This window comes from Neorhizobium sp. CSC1952 (assembly GCF_030378245.1).
In the GTDB taxonomy this organism is placed as follows: Bacteria; Pseudomonadota; Alphaproteobacteria; order Rhizobiales; family Rhizobiaceae; genus Neorhizobium; species Neorhizobium oryzae_A.
On record NZ_CP128416.1, the window covers coordinates 64,256 to 86,578 of the forward strand.

Sequence of the window (22,323 nt, forward strand, 5' to 3'; positions counted from 1 at the left end):
TTGCAGTTTCTTGACGGGCCCGGCTGGCTTACTTTCGGCGCAAATCGCAACAACGGTGCACCGGATTCGCGTGCCCACCGATGAGGAAACGGATGACCCGCCTTTTCAAGACGCTTGCCGCCGGCTCCATGCTGGCTCTCGCACTTTCCGCCCCCGCTGTCGCGCTGGACGACCAGCAGAAAAAGGAGATGGGCGAGTTCATCCGCGAATATCTCCTCCAGAACCCGGAAGTCCTGATCGAGGCGCAGGATGCCCTGCAGGCGAAACAGCAGGCTCAGCGCTCCGAACAGTCCCTCAAGGGCATAGCGGACAACAAGGACGCGATCTTCTCCTCCCCCACCGATATCACCCTCGGCAATGCTTCAGGCGACGTCACGATCGTCGAGTTCTTCGACTACAATTGCGGTTACTGCAAGCGAGCGCTCGCCGACATGGAGGAGATCCTTGCCAAGGACAAGAACATCCGCTTCATCCTGAAGGAATTCCCGATTCTGGGACCGGATTCGCTTGCGGCGCACCGGGTCGCGAATGCCGTGCGCCTGCTGGCGCCGGAGAAATATGCCGAGTTCCACCGCACACTCCTCGGCGGCCAGGACCATGCCTCCGAAGAGACGGCGATCGCGGTCGCTACCTCGCTCGGGCTCGACGAGGCGGCGATCCGGAAGTCCATGGCTGAAAATCCGAACGACGATCTGGTGCGCCAGAACTACCAGCTCGCCAATGCCATCGGCATTACCGGCACGCCGACCTATGTCGTGGGCAACGAAGCCGTCTTCGGCGCGGTCGGCATCGAGGCGATCGAGGAGAAGGTGGCCAATGTCCGCGCCTGCGGCAAGGCGAGCTGCTGATCCGCAATCACCGATCTCCGCCTCTCGGCAGTGGACGCACCGGCTTTCGGCGAGCCGGGGGCTTTTCCTTGCCGTCCTGCCGGTCTATAGGTGGCCCTGAATTTCTGGATGGAACAATAGATCACTGATGAGCAAGACGGTCTTCGTCCTCAACGGCCCCAACCTCAACATGCTGGGAAAGCGCGAGCCGGGCATCTATGGCGGCAAAACGCTGAAGGATGTCGAGGACGAGTGCGTTGCAGCCGGCAGGGAGCTTGGCTTCACGGTCGATTTCCGCCAGAGCAACCATGAAGGCGTGCTGATCGACTGGATTCACGAAGCCGGCGACAAAGCCGTCGGCGTCGCCATCAATGCCGGCGCCTATACCCATACCTCGATCGCATTGCACGACGCCATCAAGGCGGTTTCCGTGCCGGTGATCGAACTCCATATCTCGAATGTCCATGCGCGGGAGGAATTCCGCCATCATTCGATGATCGCACCGGCCGCAAAAGGCGTGATCTGTGGTTTTGGCACCGCGAGCTATACCCTCGCGCTGCACGCCTTGAAATCCATTACCGCCTGACAAGATAAACAGAACAATAGGGTTTGCCATGTCTGAGAAGAAGAACGGGATCGACAAGGGACTGATCCGCGACCTCGCGAACATCCTCAACGATACCGACCTCACCGAGATCGAAGTCGAACAGGACGACCTGCGCATCCGCGTTTCCCGCGCCGGCACGACGCAGTATGTCCAGGCGCCGATCGCTGCGGCTCCCGCCTTTGCTCCGGCTGCAACGCCCGCTCCGGCTGCGGCCGCACCAGCCGCCGCGCCCCAGGACAACAAGAATGCCGTGACCGCGCCGATGGTCGGCACCGCCTACCTCGCCCCGGCGCCGGGTGCACGTCCCTTCATCGAAGTGGGTGCGACGATCAAGGAGGGCCAGACACTTCTCATCATCGAAGCCATGAAGACGATGAACCAGATCCCCTCTCCCCGGTCCGGCAAGATCACGGATATCCTGGTCAATGACGCGCAGCCCGTCGAATATGGCCAGCCGCTCGTCGTCATCGAGTAAGGCCCATGATTTCCAAGATCCTCATAGCCAATCGCGGCGAGATCGCACTTCGCGTCCTGCGCGCCTGCAAGGAACTCGGCATAGCGACGGTCGCGGTCCATTCCACCGCGGACGCGGATGCCATGCATGTGCGCCTCGCCGACGAGAGCGTCTGCATCGGACCGCCGCCGTCGCGTGAAAGCTATCTGAACATCCACCAGATCGTCGCCGCCTGTGAGATCACCGGCGCCGACGCAGTGCATCCGGGCTATGGCTTCCTCTCCGAGAACGCCAAGTTCGCCGATATTCTGGAAGCGCACGGCATCACCTTCATCGGCCCGACCGCCGAGCATATCCGGCTGATGGGCGACAAGATCACCGCCAAGCAGACGGCGATGGAACTCGGCATTCCGGTCGTTCCCGGCTCCGACGGCGAAGTGCTTCCCGAGAACGCGCTCGAAACCGCCAGGCAGATCGGTTTTCCGGTGCTCATCAAGGCGACGGCCGGCGGCGGCGGACGCGGCATGAAGGTCGCCAAGACCGAGGCCGATCTCGACGAAGCCCTCAACACCGCCCGTTCGGAAGCCGCGGCCGCCTTCGGCAATGCGGCCGTCTATATGGAGAAATACCTCGGAAAGCCGCGGCATATCGAGATCCAGGTGGTCGGCGACGGGGAAGGCAATGCGATCCATCTCGGCGAGCGCGACTGCTCGCTGCAGCGCCGCCACCAGAAGGTCTGGGAAGAGGCCAATTCCCCTGCCCTCAATGTCGAGCAGCGCATGAAGATCGGCCAGATCTGCGCCGACGCGATGAAGAAGCTGAAATATCGCGGCGCCGGCACGATCGAGTTCCTCTACGAGAACGGCGAGTTCTATTTCATCGAAATGAACACCCGCCTGCAGGTGGAGCATCCGGTCACCGAGGCGATCACCGGCATCGACCTCGTGCATGAGCAGATCCGTGTCGCCTCCGGCGGCGGCCTTTCCGTGACGCAGGAAGACGTGACCTTCCAGGGCCACGCGATCGAATGCCGCATCAATGCCGAGGATCCGCGCACCTTCGTGCCCTCGCCCGGCACGATCACGCATTTCCATGCGCCGGGCGGGCTCGGCGTGCGCGTCGATTCGGGCGCCTATGCGGGCTATCGCATTCCGCCCTATTACGATAGCTTGATCGGCAAGCTCATCGTGCACGGACGTACCCGCGTCGAATGCATGATGCGCCTTCGCCGGGTTCTGGACGAATTCGTGGTGGACGGCATCAAGACGACGCTGCCGCTTTTCCAGGACCTCGTCTCGAACCCGGATATTGCCAACGGCGACTACGACATCCACTGGCTGGAACATTACCTAGCCGGAGACAAAACGCACTAGGGAGTTAGATGGCAGGGCGACGCGGCAGATATTATCCGGCGATTACTCCGGACATCCTGTTGCGTGCCTATTCCATCGGCCTCTTCCCCATGGCCGAATCCGCCGACGACCCGGAAATCTTCTGGGTCGAGCCGGAAATGCGCGGCATCCTGCCGCTCGATCAATTCCATGTCTCGAAAAGCCTCGCCAAGGCGGTCCGCCGGAAACCCTTCGACATTCGCTTCGATACGGCCTTCGAACGGGTGATCGCACTTTGCGCCGAACCGGCCGAGGACCGGCCGAGCACCTGGATCAACGCCACCATCCGCAAACTTTATTCGGAATTGCACCGAATGGGCCACGCCCACAGCGTCGAAGCCTGGGAAGGCGACGAACTGGTCGGCGGGCTTTACGGCGTTTCGCTCGGCTCGGGCTTCTTCGGCGAGAGCATGTTTTCAAGACGTGCCAATGCCTCGAAAATCTGTCTCGTGCATCTGGTGGATCGTTTGAAGAAGAACGGCTTCACCCTTCTCGACACCCAGTTCACCACCGAACACCTGAAGACGTTCGGCGCGATCGATATCCCGAAGGACGATTATCTCACCCTGCTGAGAGCGGCGGTCGATTCACCGCACAAGCAATTCTGAAAGTTCAGTTGGTCGCGTTGGGCGGCGGGACGTCGGAGCTCTGCTTGCAGCCGGTCAGCCAGATATCGTAGATCGGGTGCTCCACGGCATTCAGACCGGGACTGTCGGCGAACATCCAGCCGGTGAAGATCCGGCGGATCTTGCGATCGAGGGTGATTTCGTCCACCTCGACGAAGCCGTCGATCTTCTGGGCTTCCGTCTCGTCGCGGGAATAGCAGACCTTCGGCGTCACCTGCAGCGCCCCGTACTGCACGGTCTCGTCGATATAGACATCGAATGTCGTGATGCGGCCGGTGATCTTGTCGATGCCCTTGAATACGGCGACGGGATTGGAAAGCCGCGCGGCCGTGGCCCCATCCAGGGCAAGAAGGCAAACCAGCACCGTCAAGCCGCCGATCAACCGCTTGCGTGGAAAAACCCTCATCAACCCCATCATGCTTCCCGTTTCGACAGTTTCAGACAGTGTCGGGACCTAGAGTGCGATTGTGGCAAAACAGGTGTCAGTTGCCGGGCGTCCAGGCATCGTAGTCGCCGGTGACGCGGGGGCGTTCACCGGTGGCGGCGAGCGAACCCTTCGGCCGATAGGCAAAGGGCGTGCCGGTCAGGTTCAGCTTGTGCTGCTTCTGCCATTCGCGGGCCTTGTAGTCTTCCTTCGACGGCGGAACGTCGGTGCGGTAATGCATCCAGCCGTGCCAGCCCGAGGGAATCGCGGAGGCCTCGGCATAATCCTTGTAGATCACCCAGCGCTTCGGTTTGCCCCAGGAGGTCATCGGGCCCTCGTAATAGACGTTGCCCAACTCGTCTTCCCCCACCTTCTTGCCGAAACGCCAGGTGAAGAACCGCGTACCGAGCGTCTGTCCGTTCCACCAGGTGAAGATCTGCAGCAGGAGGTTTTTCATGGGTTTTCCATCGGCTTGGCAAACAGGAAGGCCATAGAAGGGCTGATCCGCTTATGCCGCTTGATGCCGCTCATGTCCAGTGTTTCTGCATTGCCGCACACGTCATTTGAGCTTCATCTTGAAGCCGAAATGGCTTTTGGCGAACCCGAGCCGCTCGTAGAAGCGATGCGCGTCGATGCGCGCCATATTGGACGAGAGCTGGACGAGGCGGCAATCGCGGCGCTTCGCCTCCTCGATCGCGTAGCCTATCATCTGCGCCCCGATGCCCTTGCCCCGCATGTCCGCGCGCGTCTGCACCGCCTCGACGATCATCGACAGCGATCCCCTGCCCGTCAGCGTGCGGTTGAAGACAATCTGAAAGGTGCCGACGACCTCGCCGGCCAGTTCCGCGACGAAAAGCTGCTCGTTCGGCGAAGCGTCGATCACATGGAAGGCACGAAGATAATTCTCAAAGGCTTCCGGGTCCGTCGTGTCGCCATGGCCGCCGATATCGTCCGCCGCGAAAAGAGCGATCAGTTGATGAAGATCGGATTCCCTTGCCCTGCGGATCGTGATGTCAGCCATGCGAAAGCCCCTCCCTTTACACGCATTGAACATTTTCACTAGCGCATGTCACCCGAACCGGTTCCCGCTTTCGGGGACATGCGCTAATGCGCCAACAATCTCTTCTCCAGAATGATCGCCGGCAGGCCGGAATTGGGCGCGCCCCATTCCTCCATGCGGTCTACCTCGGAAAACCCCAGTCTTTCATAGAAGGAAAGCGCGCGGACATTCTGCAGCGCCACCTCGACCCGCATGATCTCCGCATCCGGAAAGCAGGTTTCGAGTTCGGCGAAGATATCACGGCCGATGCCCTCGCCCTGACAGGACGGCTTGACGTAGAGCTGGTGCAGCATCGCGGTCTTCGCCATCTTCGGATACATGGCGGCATAACCCATGCCGCCGATATCCTTGCCGTCGTCGGCTACCAGAAACTCGCCGCCCCTCTTCAGAATTCGCGCGCGGATCGCAGCCGGCGAGTTCCAGCCGTCGATCATCCGCTGCACCTGGAGCGCGCCGTAGAAGGGATCGTAGGTGGCGTGAAAGGTGTCGGCCAAGAGGGTCCGAACCTGTCCGACGTCTCGTTCGCTGGCGGTGCGGACGAAGTAGACCATAAGTCTACTCCTCGATCCCCAGCTTGGCCTTGACGAGCGCCTGGACGGCCTGCGGATTGGCCTTGCCGCCCGTCGCCTTCATCACCTGACCGACGAACCAGCCGGCCAGCGTCGGCTTCGCCTTCACCTTGGCGACCTGATCCGGATTGGCGGCGATGATCTCGTCGACCGCCTTTTCGATCGCGCCCGTGTCGGTCACCTGCTTCATGCCGCGCGCCTCGACGATTTCGGCCGGATCGCCGCCCTCGTTCCAGACGATCTCGAAGAGGTCCTTGGCGATCTTGCCGGAAATGGTCTCGGCCTTGATGAGGTCGATGATACCGCCGAGCTGAGCGGGCGAAACCGGAGTCTCTTCAATGTCTTTGCCGGTTCTGTTCAAGGCGCCCAGCAGGTCGTTGATGACCCAGTTGGCAGCCGTCTTGCCGTCGCGGCCTTCGGCCACCGCCTCGAAATAATCGGCGATCGCCTTTTCCGAGACCAAGACCGAGGCGTCGTAGACGGAGAGGCCGAGCTCGCGCACGAAGCGGGCCTTCTTGTCGTCCGGCAGTTCCGGCAGGTCCTTCTTCAATTCTTCGACGAAGGCATCGTCGAATTCGAGCGGCAGGAGATCGGGATCGGGGAAATAACGGTAATCATGAGCCTCTTCCTTGGAGCGCATCGAACGCGTCTCGCCCTTGCCCGGATCGAAGAGACGGGTCTCCTGGTCGATCGTGCCGCCCTCTTCCAGAATGCCGATCTGGCGGCGCGCCTCGAATTCGATCGCCTGCCCGATGAAGCGGATGGAGTTGACGTTCTTGATCTCGCAGCGCGTGCCGAAAGCCTCGCCCGGACGGCGCACCGAGACGTTCACGTCGGCGCGCATCGAGCCCTCGTCCATGTTGCCGTCGCAGGTGCCGAGATAGCGCACGATCGAACGCAGCTTCGTCATATAGGCCTTGGCCTCGTCAGAGGAGCGCATATCGGGCTTGGAGACGATCTCCATCAGCGCCACGCCGGAGCGGTTCAGGTCCACATAGGACATGGTCGGATGCTGGTCGTGCATCGACTTGCCGGCATCCTGTTCGAGATGCAGCCGCTCGATGCCGATCTCGATATCCTCGAACTGGCCCTGGCGGTCGGGGCCGAGCGAGATCACGATCTTGCCCTCGCCGACGATCGGATCCTTGTACTGGGAGATCTGATAGCCCTGCGGAAGATCCGGATAGAAATAGTTCTTGCGGTCAAAGACCGAACGGTTGTTGATCTGCGCCTTCAGGCCGAGGCCGGTGCGCACCGCCTGCTTCACGCATTCCTCGTTGATGACCGGCAGCATGCCCGGCATCGCGGCATCGACGAGCGAGACGTTGGAGTTGGCGGGCCTGCCGAATTCGGTCGAAGCGCCGGAAAAGAGCTTGGAATTGGAAAGAACCTGGGCGTGCACCTCCATGCCGATGATGACTTCCCAGTCGCCTGTGGCGCCGGGAATCAAGCGTTTCGGATCGGGCGTGCGGACGTCGACAATGGTCATCTGATGCTCTTCGAATGGTCTCGATTAGGTTTTCTGGAGGTAGAACAAATGGTGGTGCGGCGCAAGCTTATCTGACGCCTTGGCCAGTCAGAAGCCGGGGCCGTAAGTCTCGGGTTCTTCCGTCACCAGCCGCTTGGAAAGCCCCACCGACTGCACGTCGCGATCGATCTTCGGCGAATAGGCGACCGACAGCCAATTGATCGAATAGCCGTGCTTTTCGAAGAAGCCGACCGCTTCGGCATTCTGGGCATGGGTCTCGATGCGGGCGACCTCGAACCCTTGACGGACGATCTCGCCCTCGATCTCGGCGATCAGTGCGCGGCCAAGGCCATGCCCCTGGAAGGCGGGGTCGATCCAGAAATCGGAGATCAGCTCGTCGAGGTTCTCGCGCGCCGCCCAACCGGCCACGGTGCCGCCCTGCTCGATGACGGTGACGGTGAGCCAGGAGGACCGCGTGAAATTCTGGAAAGCGCTGCGGGCGCTCGCACGCATGTCGGTCATCTCGCCGATGGCATTCATGGCCTTTTCCCAGGCGCGGAAACCGACCTCGCTCAAAAAATCCGTTTCGTCTTCGCGTGCATTGCGAATGATGGCCATGGCATCCCCTGTTGCAGCGCCCAGTAGAACACCGAGTTCAGGCATTTACCAGCACAACATATCGTCTATTGCGCTGCAGCGCTTGACGGCTGGGGAAAACACGCCTAGCTCCCATTCTGCATAGATGGAGTTTTGATGTTCTCTTCGAAAGAGACCCGGTAAGGGGCCGGCCGCCCGAACAGGCGCACCGGCCCAGACAAAAACGAGAGCGCCGACGCTGAACAAGCGCCGGTAACGTTTTTGTGCGCCCACCACGGGCGTTTCTCCGGACATCGAAACCATGGATATTTCCCGCGCCGAACAGCGCATCCTCCACCTGCTCGCCCAGGGCGGCAGGATAGAGATCACCCGCGACGAGAACCGCAAGATCGAGAAGCTGCAGCTCTTCACCCGCGAAGGCTGGGTGTTCTCCGCATTGGACCTCGTCACCTTCCGAAAGCTCAAGCAGAAGAAGGCGATCAAATCTCAAGGCGGCAGGCCCTACCGCATCACCGAACGGGGACTGGTGCTGGTGAGAGCCGAGCAGGACAACAGGTAGCTCGCTGCAAACGGGCCGCGCGTCGCTTCTGATGCGCGGCCTTTACGGGGCCTTGGCTGTCTGCGCTCAAATAAGTGTCGACAATTCCGCCTTCATCGCGGCCCACTCCTCGGCAATCGACGCCGACGGGCGCGGCTTTCCGGCGCGGCGGTACCAGTAACCGGCATTCCAGTCGTCGCCTTCGATGCGGTGGCAGAGGGCGTGGCCCCAGTCGAACGGCTTCTCGCCTTCATGCGCCTGGCAGATTTCGTGGACTGCCTCCCAATCGGCACCCATGGCGAAGCCGGTGGCGGCGAGGCGATCGAATGCCTCGATCAATCGCGCAAGATCTGGTTCCGACATGAGGTCTCCTTCCTCAGCATCCGCTCAGCTCAACGGCTTCTCCAAATGGACCTTTTCCAGATCGATCCCCATGCTTTTCGAATGTTCGATCCCTCGCCAGGTGATCGAGAAGCCGCAACGTTCGTAGAGGCGGATGCCGCCTGTATTGCGGCCCTGGGTATCGATGCGGACGTTCTCATGACCGTCGGCCCGGATGCGTTCACAAAGACGCTCGATGAGCGCCTTGCCGATACCCCTGCCCTGATGAGCCGGATCGACCCAGAGGTCGGATATATAATCCGGCGCGCGGTCGCGGGCGCCCCATCCGACGACGATCCCGTCGAGTTCGGCGACATGAACCTCGGCATCCGTCTCTGCGGGAAAGACGGCAAAAGCCTGCCTCGTCCGCGCGATGACATCGCTGTCGAGGTCGATCCCCTTGAAGGCATCGCTGGATTGCCAGGCGGCAAAACCGACCCGGTCGACCGCGGCATGATCAGCGGTCGTTATTCTTCGAATGACAAGCCCGCTTACCACCACTTGGCCGGCGTGAACCTGCCGGCCGCCTTTTCGATCACATGAGCGGTGCGGAAGAGCGTCTCTTCCTCGAACGGCTTGCCGATAAGCTGCAGGCCGAGCGGCAGGCCCTTATGGTCGAGGCCGGCGGGAACGGCGATGCCCGGAAGGCCCGCCATGTTCACCGTCACCGTGAAAATGTCGTTCAGGTACATCTTGACCGGATCGGAGGCGAGGTTCTCGTCGGCGACGCCGAAGGCGGAAGACGGGGTCGCGGGCGTCAGGATCGCATCGACGCCGGCATCGAAGACGGTCTCGAAGTCGCGCTTGATGAGGGTGCGGACCTTCTGCGCCCTCAGGTAATAGGCGTCGTAGTAACCGGCCGAAAGCACATAGGTGCCGATCATGATGCGGCGTTTGACCTCCTGGCCGAAACCGGCGGCCCGGGTCTTCTCGTACATGTCGATGATGTCCTTGCCGTCGACGCGCAGGCCGTAGCGCACGCCGTCGTAACGGGCGAGGTTCGAAGAGGCCTCCGCGGGGGCCACGATGTAGTAGGCCGGGAGCGCATATTTGGTGTGCGGCAGAGTGATGTCGACGATCTTGGCGCCGGCATCCTTCAGCCAGGCGATACCCTGTTGCCAGAGCGCCTCGATCTCTTCCGGCATGCCGTCGACGCGGTATTCCTTCGGAATGCCGATCTTCATGCCCTTGACCGACTGGCCGAGCGAGGCCTCGTAATCCGGCACCGGAATATCGACGGAGGTGGTGTCCTTCAGATCGATGCTCGCCATGGATTTCAGCATGATCGCGGCATCGCGCACGTCGCGGGCGATCGGCCCGGCCTGATCCAGCGACGAGGCGAAAGCGACGATGCCCCAGCGCGAGCAGCGGCCATAGGTCGGCTTGATGCCGACGGTGCCGGTGAAGGCAGCCGGCTGGCGGATCGAGCCGCCGGTATCGGTGGCGGTCGCACCGGCGCAGAGATGTGCGGCAACCGCCGCGGCCGAACCACCAGAGGAGCCGCCCGGCACGAGCTGCTGGTTGGAATCCTTCGCCTTCCAGGGGTTGATCACGGCGCCGTAATGGGAGGTCTCGTTGGAGGAGCCCATGGCGAACTCGTCCATGTTGAGCTTGCCGAGCATGACGGCGCCATCGTCCCAGATGTTCTGGGAGACGGTCGATTCGTATTTCGGCTTGAAGCCGTCGAGGATGTGGCTGCAAGCCTGGGTATGGACGTCGCGGGTGCCGAACAGGTCCTTGATGCCGAGCGGGATGCCTTCCAATGCGCCGACCCGGCCGGCCGCACGGCGCTCGTCGGAGGACTTCGCCATTTCGAGCGCCTTCTCCGGCGTCACCGCGACATAGGCGTTCAGCACGCCGTTGGCCGCTTCGATCGCATCGAGATAGGCCTTCGTCAGCTCGACGGAGGTGAATTCCTTGGCCTTCAGCTTCTCGCGGGCTTCGGCAATGGTGAGGCTGGTGAGTTCGGTCATGGTCTCTTCAAAACGTTCGAATGCGGTAAAAGGCGGAGGCAGCGCTGCTCAAGCGCTCACTCGACGACCTTCGGCACGAGGAAGAAATTGTGGTCGGTGGCCGGCGCATTGGCGACGATATCGAGGGCCTTGTCGCCGTCCGTCACATCGTCCTGCCGCTTGCGCATGTCCATCGGTGTCACCGAGGTCATCGGCTCGACACCCGTCACGTCCACTTCGGAAAGCTGCTCGACGAAGCCGAGGATGCCGTTCAGCTCGCCGACCATGCGATTGGCGTCTTCCTCGGTGACCGCAATGCGGGCAAGGCGCGCGACGCGTTTGACGGTGGCGAGATCGACGGACATGGCATAACTCCGATGGGAAATTTCCTACCCGCTATAATGACCATGCCCGCCCTTCGCAACAGGCAGCGCGCCTCAATTTCATGAAGGCGCACCACCGAGATCGGTTGCGGATCAGCGAGCTGACCGCTTGCGGATCGGCAAAGCCGACCGTTGCGGATCGGCAAAGCCGACCGTTGCGGATCGGCAAAGCCGACCGCTTAATAGCTGAGGCTGCCGCCCGGGGCCGGCGTTTCGACGCGGGTGCGCGAGCCTTCCATGCCCTTCACGAATTTCTCCGGCGTCTGATCGACGCCCGGCAGGCCGTAATGGCAGGGAATGGCGTGCTTGAAATCGAAGAAGCGCTGGCAGGCGAGTGCCGCCACCGCACCGCCCATGGTGAACCGGTCGCCGATCGGCACAATGCCGATATCCGGCTGATGCAGCTCGTTGATCAGGCCCATGTCGGTGAAGATGTCCGTATCGCCCATATGGAGGACGGAGGGCTCGTCGTCGAAATGCAGCATCAGCCCGTTGGCGTTGCCGAGGCAATGGGAGACGCCGTCTTCCGTGATCTGCGCCGACGAATGCAGCGCCTGCGTGAACGTGGCGATGAAGCCGCCGAGATCGATCGTGCCACCGGTATTGCCCATTTCCAGCTTCTCGACGCCCTTCTTCGCCAGCCAGACACCGAGGTCGTAATTGGCAAGGACGACAGCGCCGGTTTCCTTAGCGATCTGCACCGCGTCGCCAACATGGTCGCCATGGCCGTGGGTGAGCAGGATATGGGTGAGGCCTTCCGCAGCCGCCTTGGCATCCTGACCTGCAAAAGCAGGATTGTACGTCAGGAACGGGTCGATCAGGATCTTCGCCTTCGCGGTTTCGATGCGGAAGGCGGAGTGGGCGAGCCAAGTGATCTTCATGGAAAAATTTCCTCCAATACGATGTAAGGACGGTAACGACACCAAGTGGAATTTTGATAGAAGGAAACCGTCGAGGCAAATGCTTCGGCAAAGGAAAGGAGGTGAGACGATTGAAAATCCGGCTTACGCTGACGATCAGGTTCAGGACTTGGCGGTTCACCCTGATAATCAGCTAAGAAAACGGGGGTCGGGCGAAAGCCCGGCTCCCACCGGAAGGAAAGTCGTCTCACCTCCTGACCCAGACATATAGCATGATGCCGTACGATTTCAAAGCTTGGTGCGGTCCACCGGCTTCAGCCAGATAGCCCATGTGGCGAGAAAGGAAAGTGGGACAGGAGATGGACAAGCCGCCCTTTCCATGCAGGGAAATGACGAACGCATGACGGTGATGACGATCGAAGAACTGGCTGAAACGCTTCGGCCCGGACAGCCGATAGCCGGGCTCGACCTCGGCACGAAGACGATCGGGCTTGCGATGTCCGATATCGGCCGGCGGTTCGCTTCGCCGCGGCCTGTCATCAAGCGCGTCAAGTTCACCAAGGATGCGGAAGTCCTCCTCGCCTTTGCGGAAAAGGAGAAGATCGCGGGCTTCGTCATCGGCCTGCCGATGAACATGGACGGATCGACAGGCCCCCGCGTCCAGGCGACGCGCGCCTTCGTGCGTTCCATGGGTGAGAAGACGGGTATCCCCTTCGTCTTCTGGGACGAGAGGCTTTCGACGGTCGCCGCCGAGCGGGCGCTTCTGGAAATGGACGTGTCGCGGGCAAAACGCGCCGAGCGGATCGATTCCGCCGCGGCGAGCTTCATTCTTCAGGGCGCGCTCGACAGGCTTTCCTCGCTCGGCAGGGCAAGCTTGCCGGATTTCGACGCCTGACGCCTCTGCCACCAGGCGGCGATCGCCTTCCTCTTGCGGAAGGCGATGATGCCGAACACGATCAGGCTGTCGAAAGCGATTGCGCGGGCGACCAGCGGCGGAATGGTTTCCGGAGGGATGCCCAGAATATGGCCATAGACCTGGAAGACCAGGTCATGCGCATGGCGGGTCAGCATGAAGATGCCGAAGCTCATGTCGTAATAGGAAAGTCCGTACCAGCCCGTCAGCAGAAGCACGGGGCCTGCCCATAAAATCAGGAACCACTTCATGCGGCCTTCCCCCTCGGTTCCACCGGATAAATCTCCGGCGACACGAGCCATCTCGATAAAGCCATGACGCTCAGGACCACTGCGGGAACAGAAATATCGAGGGCCAGCGCTGCGAAGATCGTCGTCATGACGGCCAGCAATGCCCCATCCCTGATAGCAGTTCCCATCCCGAGCATGTCCGGCCCATTCGTGGTTAACAATGCGTTAATGCCGACCTTAAACGGCGGCGGATTTCCCGCAACGGAAACCGGCAGGCATGGTTAATGCGAAAGGCACGGTCTGTGGAAAAAGGTTAGCCGTAGATCGCGCGGACAAGGCGGCGGATCGCGCCGGCGACCTTCTCCCAATCCTTCTCGGTGCTGAGCGCCACGCCGGCAAACTGGCCGCTGACGGCGGCGGAGATCACGAGATGCTGGATCGCGGCAAAGAGCAGCGCATTGGTGGTCGCAGCGTCGACACCCTTCGGCGGCGTCAACGAGCCGCGCATGCGCTCGAGCCATTTGCCGAGCGCCTTGGTGCGCGCTTCGGAAAGACGCCGCACCTGCGGCGTATCCTGAGAAACCTCCCAGGCGACGATCTTGCAGACGAGCGGATCGCCACGCAGCGCCTCCATGAAGTAGATCGCCAGCTTCTCCATCAGGTCGCCGTAGGTCAACAGGAACATGCCGCCCGTGTCTTCCGGAATTCGATCCTTGACCCAGGTGCCGAGATCGGCGCCGATCGCCTCGATCAATCCGTCCAGGCCGCCGTAATAGCGGTAGATGAGCTGCTTGTCGCAACCGGCGCGGCGTGCCACCGCGTTGATGCCGAAACCCTGAAAGCCCTGTTCGGCGAGAAGGTCGCGCGCGGCGACGAAGATCGCCCGTTCGGTGCCGGCGCGGTTGCGCACCTTTGCGACCGAACCTTCCTGCGCCGTCACTTCAGGGATTTGCAGCATTTTCCGTCCGTATTCGTTAAGACCCGTTAACCGCGATAGTGCGCCGTTCTCGATGCCGCAAGCCGCTGCCGGAGACGATGCACAGGATAACGCAGCGCGGAAGGGGCATTCCTGCATTGCGCACCCGGCCGCAAACGACTACGAGGAGGGTCTCTCTCCTCTGTCCGTCTCCCATGCTCGCCATTTTCGAAAGCATCCTGCCGATCTTCCTGCTCGTCCTCCTGGGCGTCGCGCTCCGGCGAAGCCCGCTGATCGACGGGACGTTCTGGAACGGGCTGGAGCAATGCGGCTATTACGTCCTCTTTCCCGCACTCCTCTTCCACACGCTGGCGCGCGCGGATTTTACCAGCATCGACCTGCATGTGGTCGGCATGACCGCTATCGGCGTCGTGCTCCTGATGTGCCTTTTCGTCCTGCTGCTCTGGCCGGCTCTTCGCAGGATCGGGGTCAGGGCGCCGGCCTTCAGCTCGCTTTTCCAGGCCGCCACGCGCTGGAACTCGTTCATCGCACTGGCGATCGCCGACAAGCTCTACGGTGCCACGGGACTGACCGTCGTCGCGGTCGTCATGGCGGCGATCATCATTCCGCTGAACTTCATCAATGTCTCGGTGTTGCTATGGTTCTCCGGCGCCCATCGCGGATACTGGCAGTTCACGCTCCGCGTCATCAGCAATCCGCAGATCGTCAGCAGCGCGCTCGGCGTTGCGGTGAACCTTCTCGGCATCCCGATCTACGAGCCGCTGATGGTGGCAGTCGGGCTCGTCGCCCAGGCGTCGCTCAGCCTCGGCCTCATTGCGGTCGGCGCAGGCCTGAAGGTGAGAGATGCCGTAAGGCCGCGGCCGATGGTGCTGGTCGGCACCGCCATCAAGCTCATCGTCTTTCCAGTGGTGATGATCGGCATCGCGACGCTCGTCGGCATCGGCGGCCAGCCGCTCGTGCTTCTGGCGCTGAGCGCCGCGGTGCCGACCGCGATGAACGGCTACATCCTCGCGAAGAAGATGGGAGGCGATGCTGAGCTTTATGCCGCCACCGCCACGGTGCAGACGGCCGCCTCCTTCCTCACCATCCCCGCGGTACTGCTATTCGCCGGTCAGCTCGCCGCCGGATAGAGAAGATCGATGATGTAGCGGGCGTCGAAGCGGGAATCGAGCATGCCGTAGGTCGAGCGCCAGCCGCCAGCCAGCCGCGTTTCCAGGAAGGCATCGGCGATCTTGCCGGCGCCGAGCCGCACCAGTTCGGAAGCGCCTGCCGCAAGCGCGAGCTGCTCCACCAGAAGCCTTGCCGCCCCCTCGTCCGTTTCGCAAAGCGCCATGGCGGCGCGCAGCACCTCGACCGTCTTCCTGCCGGACGCGCCGAGATCACGCTCGAAACCGGCGAGCACCGTGTTGAATAGGTCCCTGCCGCGCGACAGCACGCGCAGCACGTCGAGCGCCATCACGTTGCCGGAGCCTTCCCAGATCGCGTTGACGGGCGCCTCGCGGTAGTGCCGGGCGATCGGCCGCTCCTCGATATAACCGTTGCCGCCGAGGCACTCCATCGCCTCGTAGATCAGCGACGGGGCGATCTTGCAGTTCCAGTATTTGACGACGGGCGTCATGACCCGCGCGAAGGCGGCATCGGCCGGGCTCGACGCGGCTTTGTCGAAGGCATCGGCCAGGCGGAAGCTGAGCGCCGTCGCCGCCGCGACGTCGAGCGCCATGTCGGCGAGCACGCGTGTCATCAGCGGCTGATCGATCAGTTTCTTGCCGAAGACGCTGCGGCCTCGCGTGTGATGAACGGCCTCGGACAGCGAGGCGCGCATGATGCCGGCCGAAGCCAGCGCGCAGTCGAGCCTGGTCAGCGTCACCATGTCGAGGATCGTGCGGACGCCTGCGCCGGGATCGCCAAGAAGGTAACCGAAGGCATCGGTGAACTCGACTTCCGACGAGGCGTTCGAGCGGTTGCCGAGCTTGTCCTTCAGGCGCTGGAACTGCAGGCCGTTCGCCGAACCATCCTCCAGGAGCCGCGGCACGAGGAAACAGCCTATCCCCTCGTGGGTCTTGGCAAGCATGATGAAACCGTCGCTCATCGGAGCCGACATGAACCACTTGTGACCGGAAAGACGATAGATGCCCTCGCCCACCCGCTCGGCCGTGGAACGGTTGGCGCGCACATCCGTGCCGCCCTGCTTCTCGGTCATGCCCATGCCGAGCGTCACGGCCGTCTTCTGCAGCGCCGGACGATTGGTCGAATCATATTTGCGCGACAGGATTTTCGGCGCCCATTCCTTCTGGACGCGCGGCGCGGCCATCAGCGCGGCGATCGAGGCGCTGGTCATGGTAAGCGGGCACAGATGCCCGCATTCGAGCTGCGCCGTCATGTAAAAGCGGGTCGCACGCGCTTTGTGCTCGTGGCCCTTGGCTTCCGAAATGCTTTCCCAGACGGAGGAATGCAGGCCCGTCTGCATGGACCGGCGCATCAACGCATGCCAGGCCGGATGGAATTCGACCACATCCAGCCGCTCGCCGCGGGGGCCGTGGGTCTTCAGCTTCGGCGGGTTCTCGTTGGCCATGCGCGCCAGTTCCTGCGCCTCCGGCGAGGTAACGTAACGGCCGAGCTGATCGTATTCTTCCCGGATCGTGCGATTAAGGGTGCTCGTCAGATCGACGACAAGCGGGTCGGATCGATAGGCGTTGATGCCGGACCAGGGTTTGGGCTGGTTCAATTCGGCAAATTTTTCTTCGGTGCGCGACATCTGGTTCATGGGAGCGGTTCTAGCGGAAGTTACCGGGCCTGGGAACGGCAGCGAAAGAGGAATTCCCGCATTCTCAACAAAAGGCAGCCAAAGTGCCGTCTGCGAGAGACAAGCTCATGAAACAAGCGGTAAGATAAAGTCCGCGCCCGCTTGCGGGTCTCTCCGCCAGACCTTATAGACCGCCGAACGCAAGCGGAGACACGACTTATGGTCTTCTTCCCCCATCGCCATCTCCTCGGCATCAAGGGCCTCACCGAGCAGGACATCACCTTTCTTCTCGACAAGGCCGACGAGGCCGTGAAGATTTCCCGGCAGCGGGAGAAAAAGACCTCGACGCTCAGAGGTCTCACGCAGATCAACCTGTTCTTCGAAGCCTCCACCCGCACGCAATCCTCCTTCGAGCTCGCCGGAAAACGGCTCGGCGCCGACGTGATGAACATGTCGGTCGGCAATTCCTCGGTGAAGAAGGGCGAAACGCTGATCGACACGGCGATGACGCTGAACGCCATGCGGCCTGACGTGCTGGTGCTGCGCCACTCCTCCGCCGGGGCGGCCGCCCTGCTCGCACAGAAGGTCGCCTGCTCGGTCGTCAACGCGGGCGACGGCCAACACGAACACCCGACCCAAGCGCTGCTCGATGCGCTGACCATCCGCCGCGCCAAGGGCAAGCTCTCGCGCATCATCGTGGCGATCTGCGGCGACGTGCTGCATTCGCGCGTCGCGCGCTCCAACATCCTGCTGCTCAACGCCATGGGCGCGCGGGTCAGGGTCGTGGCGCCCTCTACGCTGCTTCCTTCCGGCATCCGCGAGATGGGCGTCGAGGTCTTCCATTCCATGGAGGACGGCCTGAAGGACGCCGACGTGGTGATGATGCTGCGCCTGCAGCGCGAGCGCATGGCCGGAGCTTTCGTGCCGTCGGTGCGCGAGTATTTCCGCTTCTACGGCCTCGATGCGGAAAAGCTGAAGGCAGCGAAGGAAGACGCGCTCGTCATGCATCCCGGCCCGATGAACCGCGGCGTCGAGATCGCCTCCGAAGTGGCAGACGGCCCGCAGAGCGTCATCGAGCAGCAGGTGGAAATGGGGGTCGCCGTGCGCATGGCCGTGATGGAGGCGCTGCTCGTCTCTCAAAACCAGGGAGAACGCGCATGACCGCAACGGTCCTCAAGAATCTCCGGATCGTCGATCCGTCGCGCAATCTCGACGAGACCGGCACCATCGTCGTCGGCGACGACGGCCGCATTCTCGCTGCCGGCAGGGATGCGCAGAACCAGGGAGCTCCGGACGGCGCAACGGTGAGGGATTGCAAGGGCCTCGTCGCGACGCCGGGCCTCGTCGACGCCCGCGTCTATGTCGGCGAGCCGGGCGCCGAACACCGCGAGACGATCGAGTCGGCAAGCCGCGCGGCAGCGGCCGGCGGCATCACCTCCTTCATCATGATGCCGGACACCGATCCGGTGCTGGACGATATCGCGCTCGTCGAGTTCGTGCAGAAGACCGCCCGCGACAAGGCCGTCGTCAACGTCCATCCGGCGGCCGCACTCACCAAGGGTCTTGCCGGCGAGGAGATGACCGAGATCGGCCTGCTGCAGCAATCCGGCGCCGTCGCCTTCACCAACGGCCGCCGAGGCCTTTCGGATACGCTGCTCCTGCGCCGAGCGATGACCTATGCGCGCGAATTCGATGCGGTCATCTCGCTCGAACTGCGCGAAAAATATCTCGGCAGCGGCGTCATGAACGAAGGACTCTTCGCAAGCTGGCTCGGCCTCTCCGGCGTGCCGAAGGAGGCCGAGATCATTCCGCTCGAACGGGATCTTCGGATCGCCGGCCTGACGCGGGCGAAATATCATGCGGCCAAGATTTCCGTGGCGGAATCGGCGGAAGCGATGCGGCTCGCCCGCTCGCGCGGCGCCAACGTCACCTGCGGCGTGTCGATCAACCATCTCTCGCTCAACGAAAACGACATCGGCGAATACCGCACCTTCTTCAAGCTCTCGCCGCCGCTGCGCTCCGAGGGCGACCGGGTGGCCATGGCCGATGCGGTCGCCGACGGCACGATCGACATCATCGTCTCCTCGCACGATCCGCAGGACGTCGACACCAAGCGCCTGCCCTTTGCGGATGCCGCCGACGGGGCGATCGGGCTCGAGACCATGCTTGCCGCGGCGCTTCGCCTGCATCACGACGGCCGCGTGCCGCTGATGCGGCTGATCGATGCCATGTCGACCCGGCCGGCACAGATCTTCGGCCTCGACGCCGGCACGCTGAAGCCGGGCGCGAAAGCGGATATCACGCTCATCGATCTCGACGAGCCTTGGATCGTTTCGAAGGATATGCTTTTGTCCCGTTCGAAGAACACGCCCTTCGAGGATGCGCGTTTTTCGGGCCGTGCCGTCGCCACCTATGTGGCGGGCAAGTGCGTTCATTCGCTTTGACTGGGGAAGAAGCGTGAGTGAGCTTTTCAACTGGCAGATCAGCCTGCCCATCGCGCTTGCCGCGCTCGTCTTCGGTTACCTGCTGGGCTCGATCCCGTTCGGCCTGATCCTGACGCGCGCAGCGGGGCTCGGCGACATCCGCTCGATCGGTTCCGGCAATATCGGCGCGACCAACGTGCTGCGCACCGGCAACAGGAAGCTCGCTGCCGCCACCCTGCTCCTCGATGCGCTGAAAGCCACCGCCGCGGCGCTGATCGGCTGGTATTTCTTCGGCGAGGAGGCAGGCCTGATCGCCGGCTTCGCGGCCTTCCTGGGCCACCTCTTTCCGGTCTGGCTCGGCTTCAAGGGCGGCAAGGGTGTCGCGACCTATATCGGCATGCTGCTCGGCGTCGCGCCGTGGATGGTGCTGGTTTTCGCACTCATCTGGCTGTCGGTCGCCAAGCTCAGCAAATATTCCTCGCTGTCCGCGCTGGTTGCAACGCTTGTCATTCCGGTTGTGCTGTGGTTCATAGATGAACCGAAGATCGCGCTCGTCATGGCGATCATGACCGTGATCTCCTGGGTAAAGCACAAGACCAATATCGAGCGACTGATCGCCGGCACCGAAAGCAGGATCGGGCAAAAGGGATGAGAACATGCCGGACGGCAGCGCAAGGCGGACGGGAATTGCGCTGACGGAAAGGCAGAGGATCGCCTGGCTGAGGCTGATCCGCTCCGACAATGTCGGACCCGCCACATTCAGAGACCTCATCAACCATTGCGGCTCGGCGGAAAACGCGCTTGCGATGCTGCCGGAACTTTCCGCCCGCGGCGGCGCGACGCGCGCGATCCGCATCGCCACCGTGCAGGAAGCCGAACGGGAGCTGGAAGCCGCCCGCCGCCACGGCGCCCGCTTTATCGGCATCGGCGAGCCGGATTATCCGCCTGCCCTGCGCCAGATCGAAGGCGCCCCGCCGCTGCTCGCCGTCAAGGGCGATCTCGCCGCCGCCACGCGTCCGTCCGTCGGCATCGTCGGCTCCCGCAACGCTTCGATCGCAGGCGCCAAGTTCGCGGCGATGATCGCGCGGGATTGCGGCCGCGCCGGATATACGATCACCTCCGGTCTTGCCCGCGGCATCGACACCGCCGCCCACCGCGCCAGCCTGGAGACAGGTACGATCGCCGTTCTGGCGGGCGGCCTCGATCAGCCCTACCCTCCGGAAAACGTTCCTCTCCTCGACGAGATCACCGACGGCGCCGGGCTTGCGGTCAGCGAAATGCCCTTCGGGTGGGAGCCGCGGGCGCGGGATTTCCCCCGCCGCAACCGGCTGATATCGGGCATTTCGCTGGGCGTCGTCGTCGTGGAAGCGGCGGAACGCTCCGGCTCGCTGATCACGGCGCGCATGGCGACCGATTTCGGCCGGCTTGTCTTCGCCGTTCCGGGCTCGCCGCTCGATCCGCGCTGCCACGGCACCAACGGCCTTCTCAAACAGGGCGCGATCGTCACCACCGGCTCGGACGACGTCATCGAAGCACTCGCCCCGCTGTCACAGCTCGATCTGTTCGCCGGCCCGGTCGTGGAGGAGCCGGAAAAGACCGGCGACATGCTGCCGCCCAACGACGACGACCGGTCGATGATCGTCTCGGCGCTCGGTCCGACGCCGGTCGATATCGACGACATCATCCGCCATACCGGGCTCTCCGCCTCTTCCGTCTATCTCATCCTGCTGGAGCTCGATCTCGCCGGGCTGCTGCACCGGCATCCGGGCGGCATGGTGTCGCTGGCGATGGGTTGAATTGCCACATTGAGTTGAATTGCCACATTGAGCGGACCGAAGATCATCGCTTAATTGCCCTGACATGCAATCAAGCGAGTAAAGCCCGATGTTCCGCAATCGTCTCGCCATCATCGCCACCGGCCTTGCCGCGGTCACCCTGCTCTCGCTTTCCGGCTTGATGGGCTGGATATATGCCAGCGAGCCCCGGACCGGCCCGTTCAGCGCCGAATTCTCGCTCGTCGATCACCTCGGACGACCGGCGGACCGGAGCGTCTTCCACGGCCAGCCTTCGCTCGTCTATTTCGGCTATACCCATTGCCCGGTCGCCTGCCCGACCACGCTTTATGAAATGGCCGGTTTCTTCGACCAGCTGGGAGAAGAAGGCAAAGCCCTGAAAGGCTATTTCTTCACGATCGACCCGGAGCGGGACAGCCAGGACGTCGTGAACGGCTATGTGACGGCCTTCACCGACCGCATCACCGGCTTTACCGGCGATCCGGCCGAAATGCGCAAGGTCGTCGACGGCTGGCGGGTGCATGCGGAAAAGGTACCGGACGGCAGCGGCGGCTACAGCATGGATCACACGCTGACGCTCTTCCTCGTCGGCGCAGACGGCCGGCTGAAGGGCCTCATTCCCTACGGAACCCAACAGGAAGAGGCGCTGGAGAAAATCCGCACCGTTCTCCTCAAGCAAACCTGACGGTATCAGGAATTGACCGGTCCACGATTTGAAAGCGAACGCGGGCGCCGGCCCGCCTGCAGGTCTCCCGCCTCCACATAGGCCATCTCGATCAGATAGCAGAGCATGTCGGCGCCCTCGCCCAACGCCACCTGCCGCAGCTCGCCGAGCATCTGCCTTATGTAGGCGATGTTTTCCCTCGTATTGTCCTCGCGCCGGCCGTTCATCTCGTTCTGAGGGACCATATTCCATTCCTGTCGAAAATTGCGACCGCGAGTCGGATATGTGCATATCGGGAGTATGCGGCGAACCATATCGCATTTATTTAAGATTGCAACCAATTGCAAAGCCTCCTTAGGTTGTATCGCGTTGTGCGTCAGAATTTGGTGGCTGCCCTCTTGACCGCGGCGCAAACGCCCTCCATGTCGGGAGGTCAGATTTCCGCCTGGACTGCAAAGGTACCGGGCCACTCCTCTTTTTCCA

At 62.5% G+C, this 22,323-nt stretch carries 28 protein-coding genes; 13 read left to right on the plus strand and 15 right to left on the minus strand.

The window, feature by feature from the left end; all coding sequences use genetic code 11:
• Positions 1–92: 92 nt before the first annotated feature.
• The 5 genes from QTA58_RS00385 to aat all read left to right on the plus strand — a co-directional run bounded on the left by QTA58_RS00385 (position 93) and on the right by aat (position 3,887).
• Positions 93–848, plus strand: a complete 756-nt coding sequence (locus QTA58_RS00385) for a DsbA family protein (protein WP_289671258.1) — start codon at positions 93–95, stop codon at positions 846–848.
• 127 nt (positions 849–975) lie between these two features.
• On the plus strand, positions 976–1,413 hold the full coding sequence (aroQ, locus tag QTA58_RS00390; RefSeq protein ID WP_289671259.1) for a type II 3-dehydroquinate dehydratase: 438 nt from the start codon (positions 976–978) through the stop codon (positions 1,411–1,413).
• Positions 1,414–1,441: 28 nt separating this feature from the next.
• On the plus strand, positions 1,442–1,909 hold the full coding sequence (gene accB, locus QTA58_RS00395) for an acetyl-CoA carboxylase biotin carboxyl carrier protein (protein ID WP_289671260.1): 468 nt from the start codon (positions 1,442–1,444) through the stop codon (positions 1,907–1,909).
• Between the two features lie 5 nt (positions 1,910–1,914).
• Entirely contained in the window at positions 1,915–3,261 is a 1,347-nt protein-coding gene (gene accC, locus QTA58_RS00400; RefSeq protein ID WP_289671261.1) for an acetyl-CoA carboxylase biotin carboxylase subunit, read from the plus strand.
• An 8-nt stretch (positions 3,262–3,269) separates the two neighbouring features.
• Positions 3,270–3,887, plus strand: a complete 618-nt coding sequence (gene aat / locus QTA58_RS00405; protein ID WP_289671262.1) for a leucyl/phenylalanyl-tRNA--protein transferase — start codon at positions 3,270–3,272, stop codon at positions 3,885–3,887.
• 4 nt (positions 3,888–3,891) lie between these two features.
• Here the strand turns inward: aat and QTA58_RS00410 are convergent, their stop codons facing one another.
• From QTA58_RS00410 to QTA58_RS00435, 6 genes are all read right to left on the minus strand, one after another.
• A complete protein-coding gene (locus QTA58_RS00410; RefSeq protein ID WP_289671263.1) occupies positions 3,892–4,311 on the minus strand; it encodes a DUF2155 domain-containing protein in 420 nt (139 codons plus the stop codon).
• 76 nt (positions 4,312–4,387) lie between these two features.
• A complete protein-coding gene (locus tag QTA58_RS00415) occupies positions 4,388–4,786 on the minus strand; it encodes an NADH:ubiquinone oxidoreductase subunit NDUFA12 (RefSeq protein WP_289671264.1) in 399 nt (132 codons plus the stop codon).
• A gap of 102 nt (positions 4,787–4,888) precedes the next feature.
• The gene (locus QTA58_RS00420; RefSeq protein ID WP_289671265.1) at positions 4,889–5,350 is read right to left on the minus strand and encodes a GNAT family N-acetyltransferase; all 462 of its coding nucleotides are present in this window, start codon (positions 5,348–5,350) and stop codon (positions 4,889–4,891) included.
• An 83-nt stretch (positions 5,351–5,433) separates the two neighbouring features.
• A complete protein-coding gene (locus QTA58_RS00425) occupies positions 5,434–5,940 on the minus strand; it encodes a GNAT family N-acetyltransferase (RefSeq protein WP_289671266.1) in 507 nt (168 codons plus the stop codon).
• A 4-nt stretch (positions 5,941–5,944) separates the two neighbouring features.
• A complete protein-coding gene (gene gatB / locus QTA58_RS00430; protein ID WP_289671267.1) occupies positions 5,945–7,447 on the minus strand; it encodes an Asp-tRNA(Asn)/Glu-tRNA(Gln) amidotransferase subunit GatB in 1,503 nt (500 codons plus the stop codon).
• 87 nt (positions 7,448–7,534) lie between these two features.
• Positions 7,535–8,044 (minus strand): GNAT family N-acetyltransferase, encoded by a 510-nt coding sequence (locus tag QTA58_RS00435; RefSeq protein WP_289671268.1) that lies wholly within the window; start codon positions 8,042–8,044, stop codon positions 7,535–7,537.
• A gap of 280 nt (positions 8,045–8,324) precedes the next feature.
• Between QTA58_RS00435 and QTA58_RS00440 the strand changes: the two genes are divergently transcribed.
• Entirely contained in the window at positions 8,325–8,582 is a 258-nt protein-coding gene (locus tag QTA58_RS00440) for a YjhX family toxin (protein WP_289671269.1), read from the plus strand.
• 66 nt (positions 8,583–8,648) lie between these two features.
• Here QTA58_RS00440 and QTA58_RS00445 read toward each other — a convergent pair whose 3' ends face one another.
• The 5 genes from QTA58_RS00445 to QTA58_RS00465 form a co-directional block, all read right to left on the minus strand.
• Positions 8,649–8,924, minus strand: a complete 276-nt coding sequence (locus QTA58_RS00445) for a hypothetical protein (protein WP_289671271.1) — start codon at positions 8,922–8,924, stop codon at positions 8,649–8,651.
• 24 nt (positions 8,925–8,948) lie between these two features.
• Positions 8,949–9,443: a GNAT family N-acetyltransferase gene (locus tag QTA58_RS00450; protein WP_341850275.1), complete on the minus strand. Its 495-nt coding sequence runs from the start codon at positions 9,441–9,443 to the stop codon at positions 8,949–8,951.
• Positions 9,434–10,915, minus strand: coding sequence for an Asp-tRNA(Asn)/Glu-tRNA(Gln) amidotransferase subunit GatA (gene gatA / locus QTA58_RS00455; protein ID WP_289671272.1), 1,482 nt, complete (start codon positions 10,913–10,915; stop codon positions 9,434–9,436). The genes QTA58_RS00450 and gatA overlap by 10 nt, the downstream gene beginning before the upstream one ends.
• Positions 10,916–10,971: 56 nt before the next feature.
• Positions 10,972–11,259 carry an Asp-tRNA(Asn)/Glu-tRNA(Gln) amidotransferase subunit GatC gene (gatC, locus tag QTA58_RS00460; RefSeq protein WP_085423098.1) on the minus strand — a complete coding sequence of 96 codons (288 nt, stop codon included), beginning with the start codon at positions 11,257–11,259 and terminating at the stop codon, positions 10,972–10,974.
• 197 nt (positions 11,260–11,456) lie between these two features.
• The gene (locus tag QTA58_RS00465; RefSeq protein WP_289671273.1) at positions 11,457–12,158 is read right to left on the minus strand and encodes a metal-dependent hydrolase; all 702 of its coding nucleotides are present in this window, start codon (positions 12,156–12,158) and stop codon (positions 11,457–11,459) included.
• Positions 12,159–12,537: 379 nt separating this feature from the next.
• Between QTA58_RS00465 and ruvX the strand changes: the two genes are divergently transcribed.
• A complete protein-coding gene (gene ruvX / locus QTA58_RS00470) occupies positions 12,538–13,032 on the plus strand; it encodes a Holliday junction resolvase RuvX (protein WP_289671274.1) in 495 nt (164 codons plus the stop codon).
• Here the strand turns inward: ruvX and QTA58_RS00475 are convergent.
• Both QTA58_RS00475 and QTA58_RS00480 read right to left on the minus strand, forming a co-directional pair.
• Complete coding sequence (locus QTA58_RS00475; RefSeq protein ID WP_085423095.1) at positions 12,969–13,301, minus strand: DUF6105 family protein; 333 nt, start codon at positions 13,299–13,301, stop codon at positions 12,969–12,971. The two genes, ruvX and QTA58_RS00475, sit on opposite strands and share 64 nt — an antisense overlap.
• Before the next feature lie 292 nt (positions 13,302–13,593).
• Positions 13,594–14,238 (minus strand): TetR/AcrR family transcriptional regulator, encoded by a 645-nt coding sequence (locus QTA58_RS00480; protein ID WP_289671275.1) that lies wholly within the window; start codon positions 14,236–14,238, stop codon positions 13,594–13,596.
• Between the two features lie 173 nt (positions 14,239–14,411).
• On the opposite strand from QTA58_RS00480, the gene QTA58_RS00485 reads away from it, so the two are divergent.
• Entirely contained in the window at positions 14,412–15,347 is a 936-nt protein-coding gene (locus QTA58_RS00485) for an AEC family transporter (protein WP_289671276.1), read from the plus strand.
• On the opposite strand, the gene QTA58_RS00490 is transcribed toward QTA58_RS00485, so the two are convergent.
• The gene (locus QTA58_RS00490; RefSeq protein WP_289671277.1) at positions 15,329–16,981 is read right to left on the minus strand and encodes an acyl-CoA dehydrogenase family protein; all 1,653 of its coding nucleotides are present in this window, start codon (positions 16,979–16,981) and stop codon (positions 15,329–15,331) included. The two genes, QTA58_RS00485 and QTA58_RS00490, sit on opposite strands and share 19 nt — an antisense overlap.
• A gap of 198 nt (positions 16,982–17,179) precedes the next feature.
• Here QTA58_RS00490 and QTA58_RS00495 point away from each other — a divergent pair, with 198 nt between their 5' ends.
• The 5 genes from QTA58_RS00495 (at position 17,180) to QTA58_RS00515 (ending at position 21,861) form a co-directional block, all read left to right on the plus strand.
• Entirely contained in the window at positions 17,180–18,121 is a 942-nt protein-coding gene (locus QTA58_RS00495; protein WP_085423090.1) for an aspartate carbamoyltransferase catalytic subunit, read from the plus strand.
• Positions 18,118–19,404 (plus strand): dihydroorotase, encoded by a 1,287-nt coding sequence (locus tag QTA58_RS00500; protein WP_289671279.1) that lies wholly within the window; start codon positions 18,118–18,120, stop codon positions 19,402–19,404. Before QTA58_RS00495 ends, QTA58_RS00500 begins: the two co-directional genes overlap by 4 nt.
• Positions 19,373–20,035, plus strand: coding sequence for a glycerol-3-phosphate 1-O-acyltransferase PlsY (gene plsY / locus QTA58_RS00505; RefSeq protein ID WP_289671280.1), 663 nt, complete (start codon positions 19,373–19,375; stop codon positions 20,033–20,035). The genes QTA58_RS00500 and plsY overlap by 32 nt, the downstream gene beginning before the upstream one ends.
• A 4-nt stretch (positions 20,036–20,039) precedes the next feature.
• A complete protein-coding gene (gene dprA / locus QTA58_RS00510; protein ID WP_289671281.1) occupies positions 20,040–21,179 on the plus strand; it encodes a DNA-processing protein DprA in 1,140 nt (379 codons plus the stop codon).
• A gap of 88 nt (positions 21,180–21,267) precedes the next feature.
• The gene (locus tag QTA58_RS00515; protein WP_289671282.1) at positions 21,268–21,861 is read left to right on the plus strand and encodes an SCO family protein; all 594 of its coding nucleotides are present in this window, start codon (positions 21,268–21,270) and stop codon (positions 21,859–21,861) included.
• A gap of 5 nt (positions 21,862–21,866) precedes the next feature.
• On the opposite strand, the gene QTA58_RS00520 is transcribed toward QTA58_RS00515, so the two are convergent.
• Positions 21,867–22,085: a hypothetical protein gene (locus tag QTA58_RS00520; protein ID WP_085423085.1), complete on the minus strand. Its 219-nt coding sequence runs from the start codon at positions 22,083–22,085 to the stop codon at positions 21,867–21,869.
• Between the last annotated feature and the right edge of the window lie 238 nt (positions 22,086–22,323).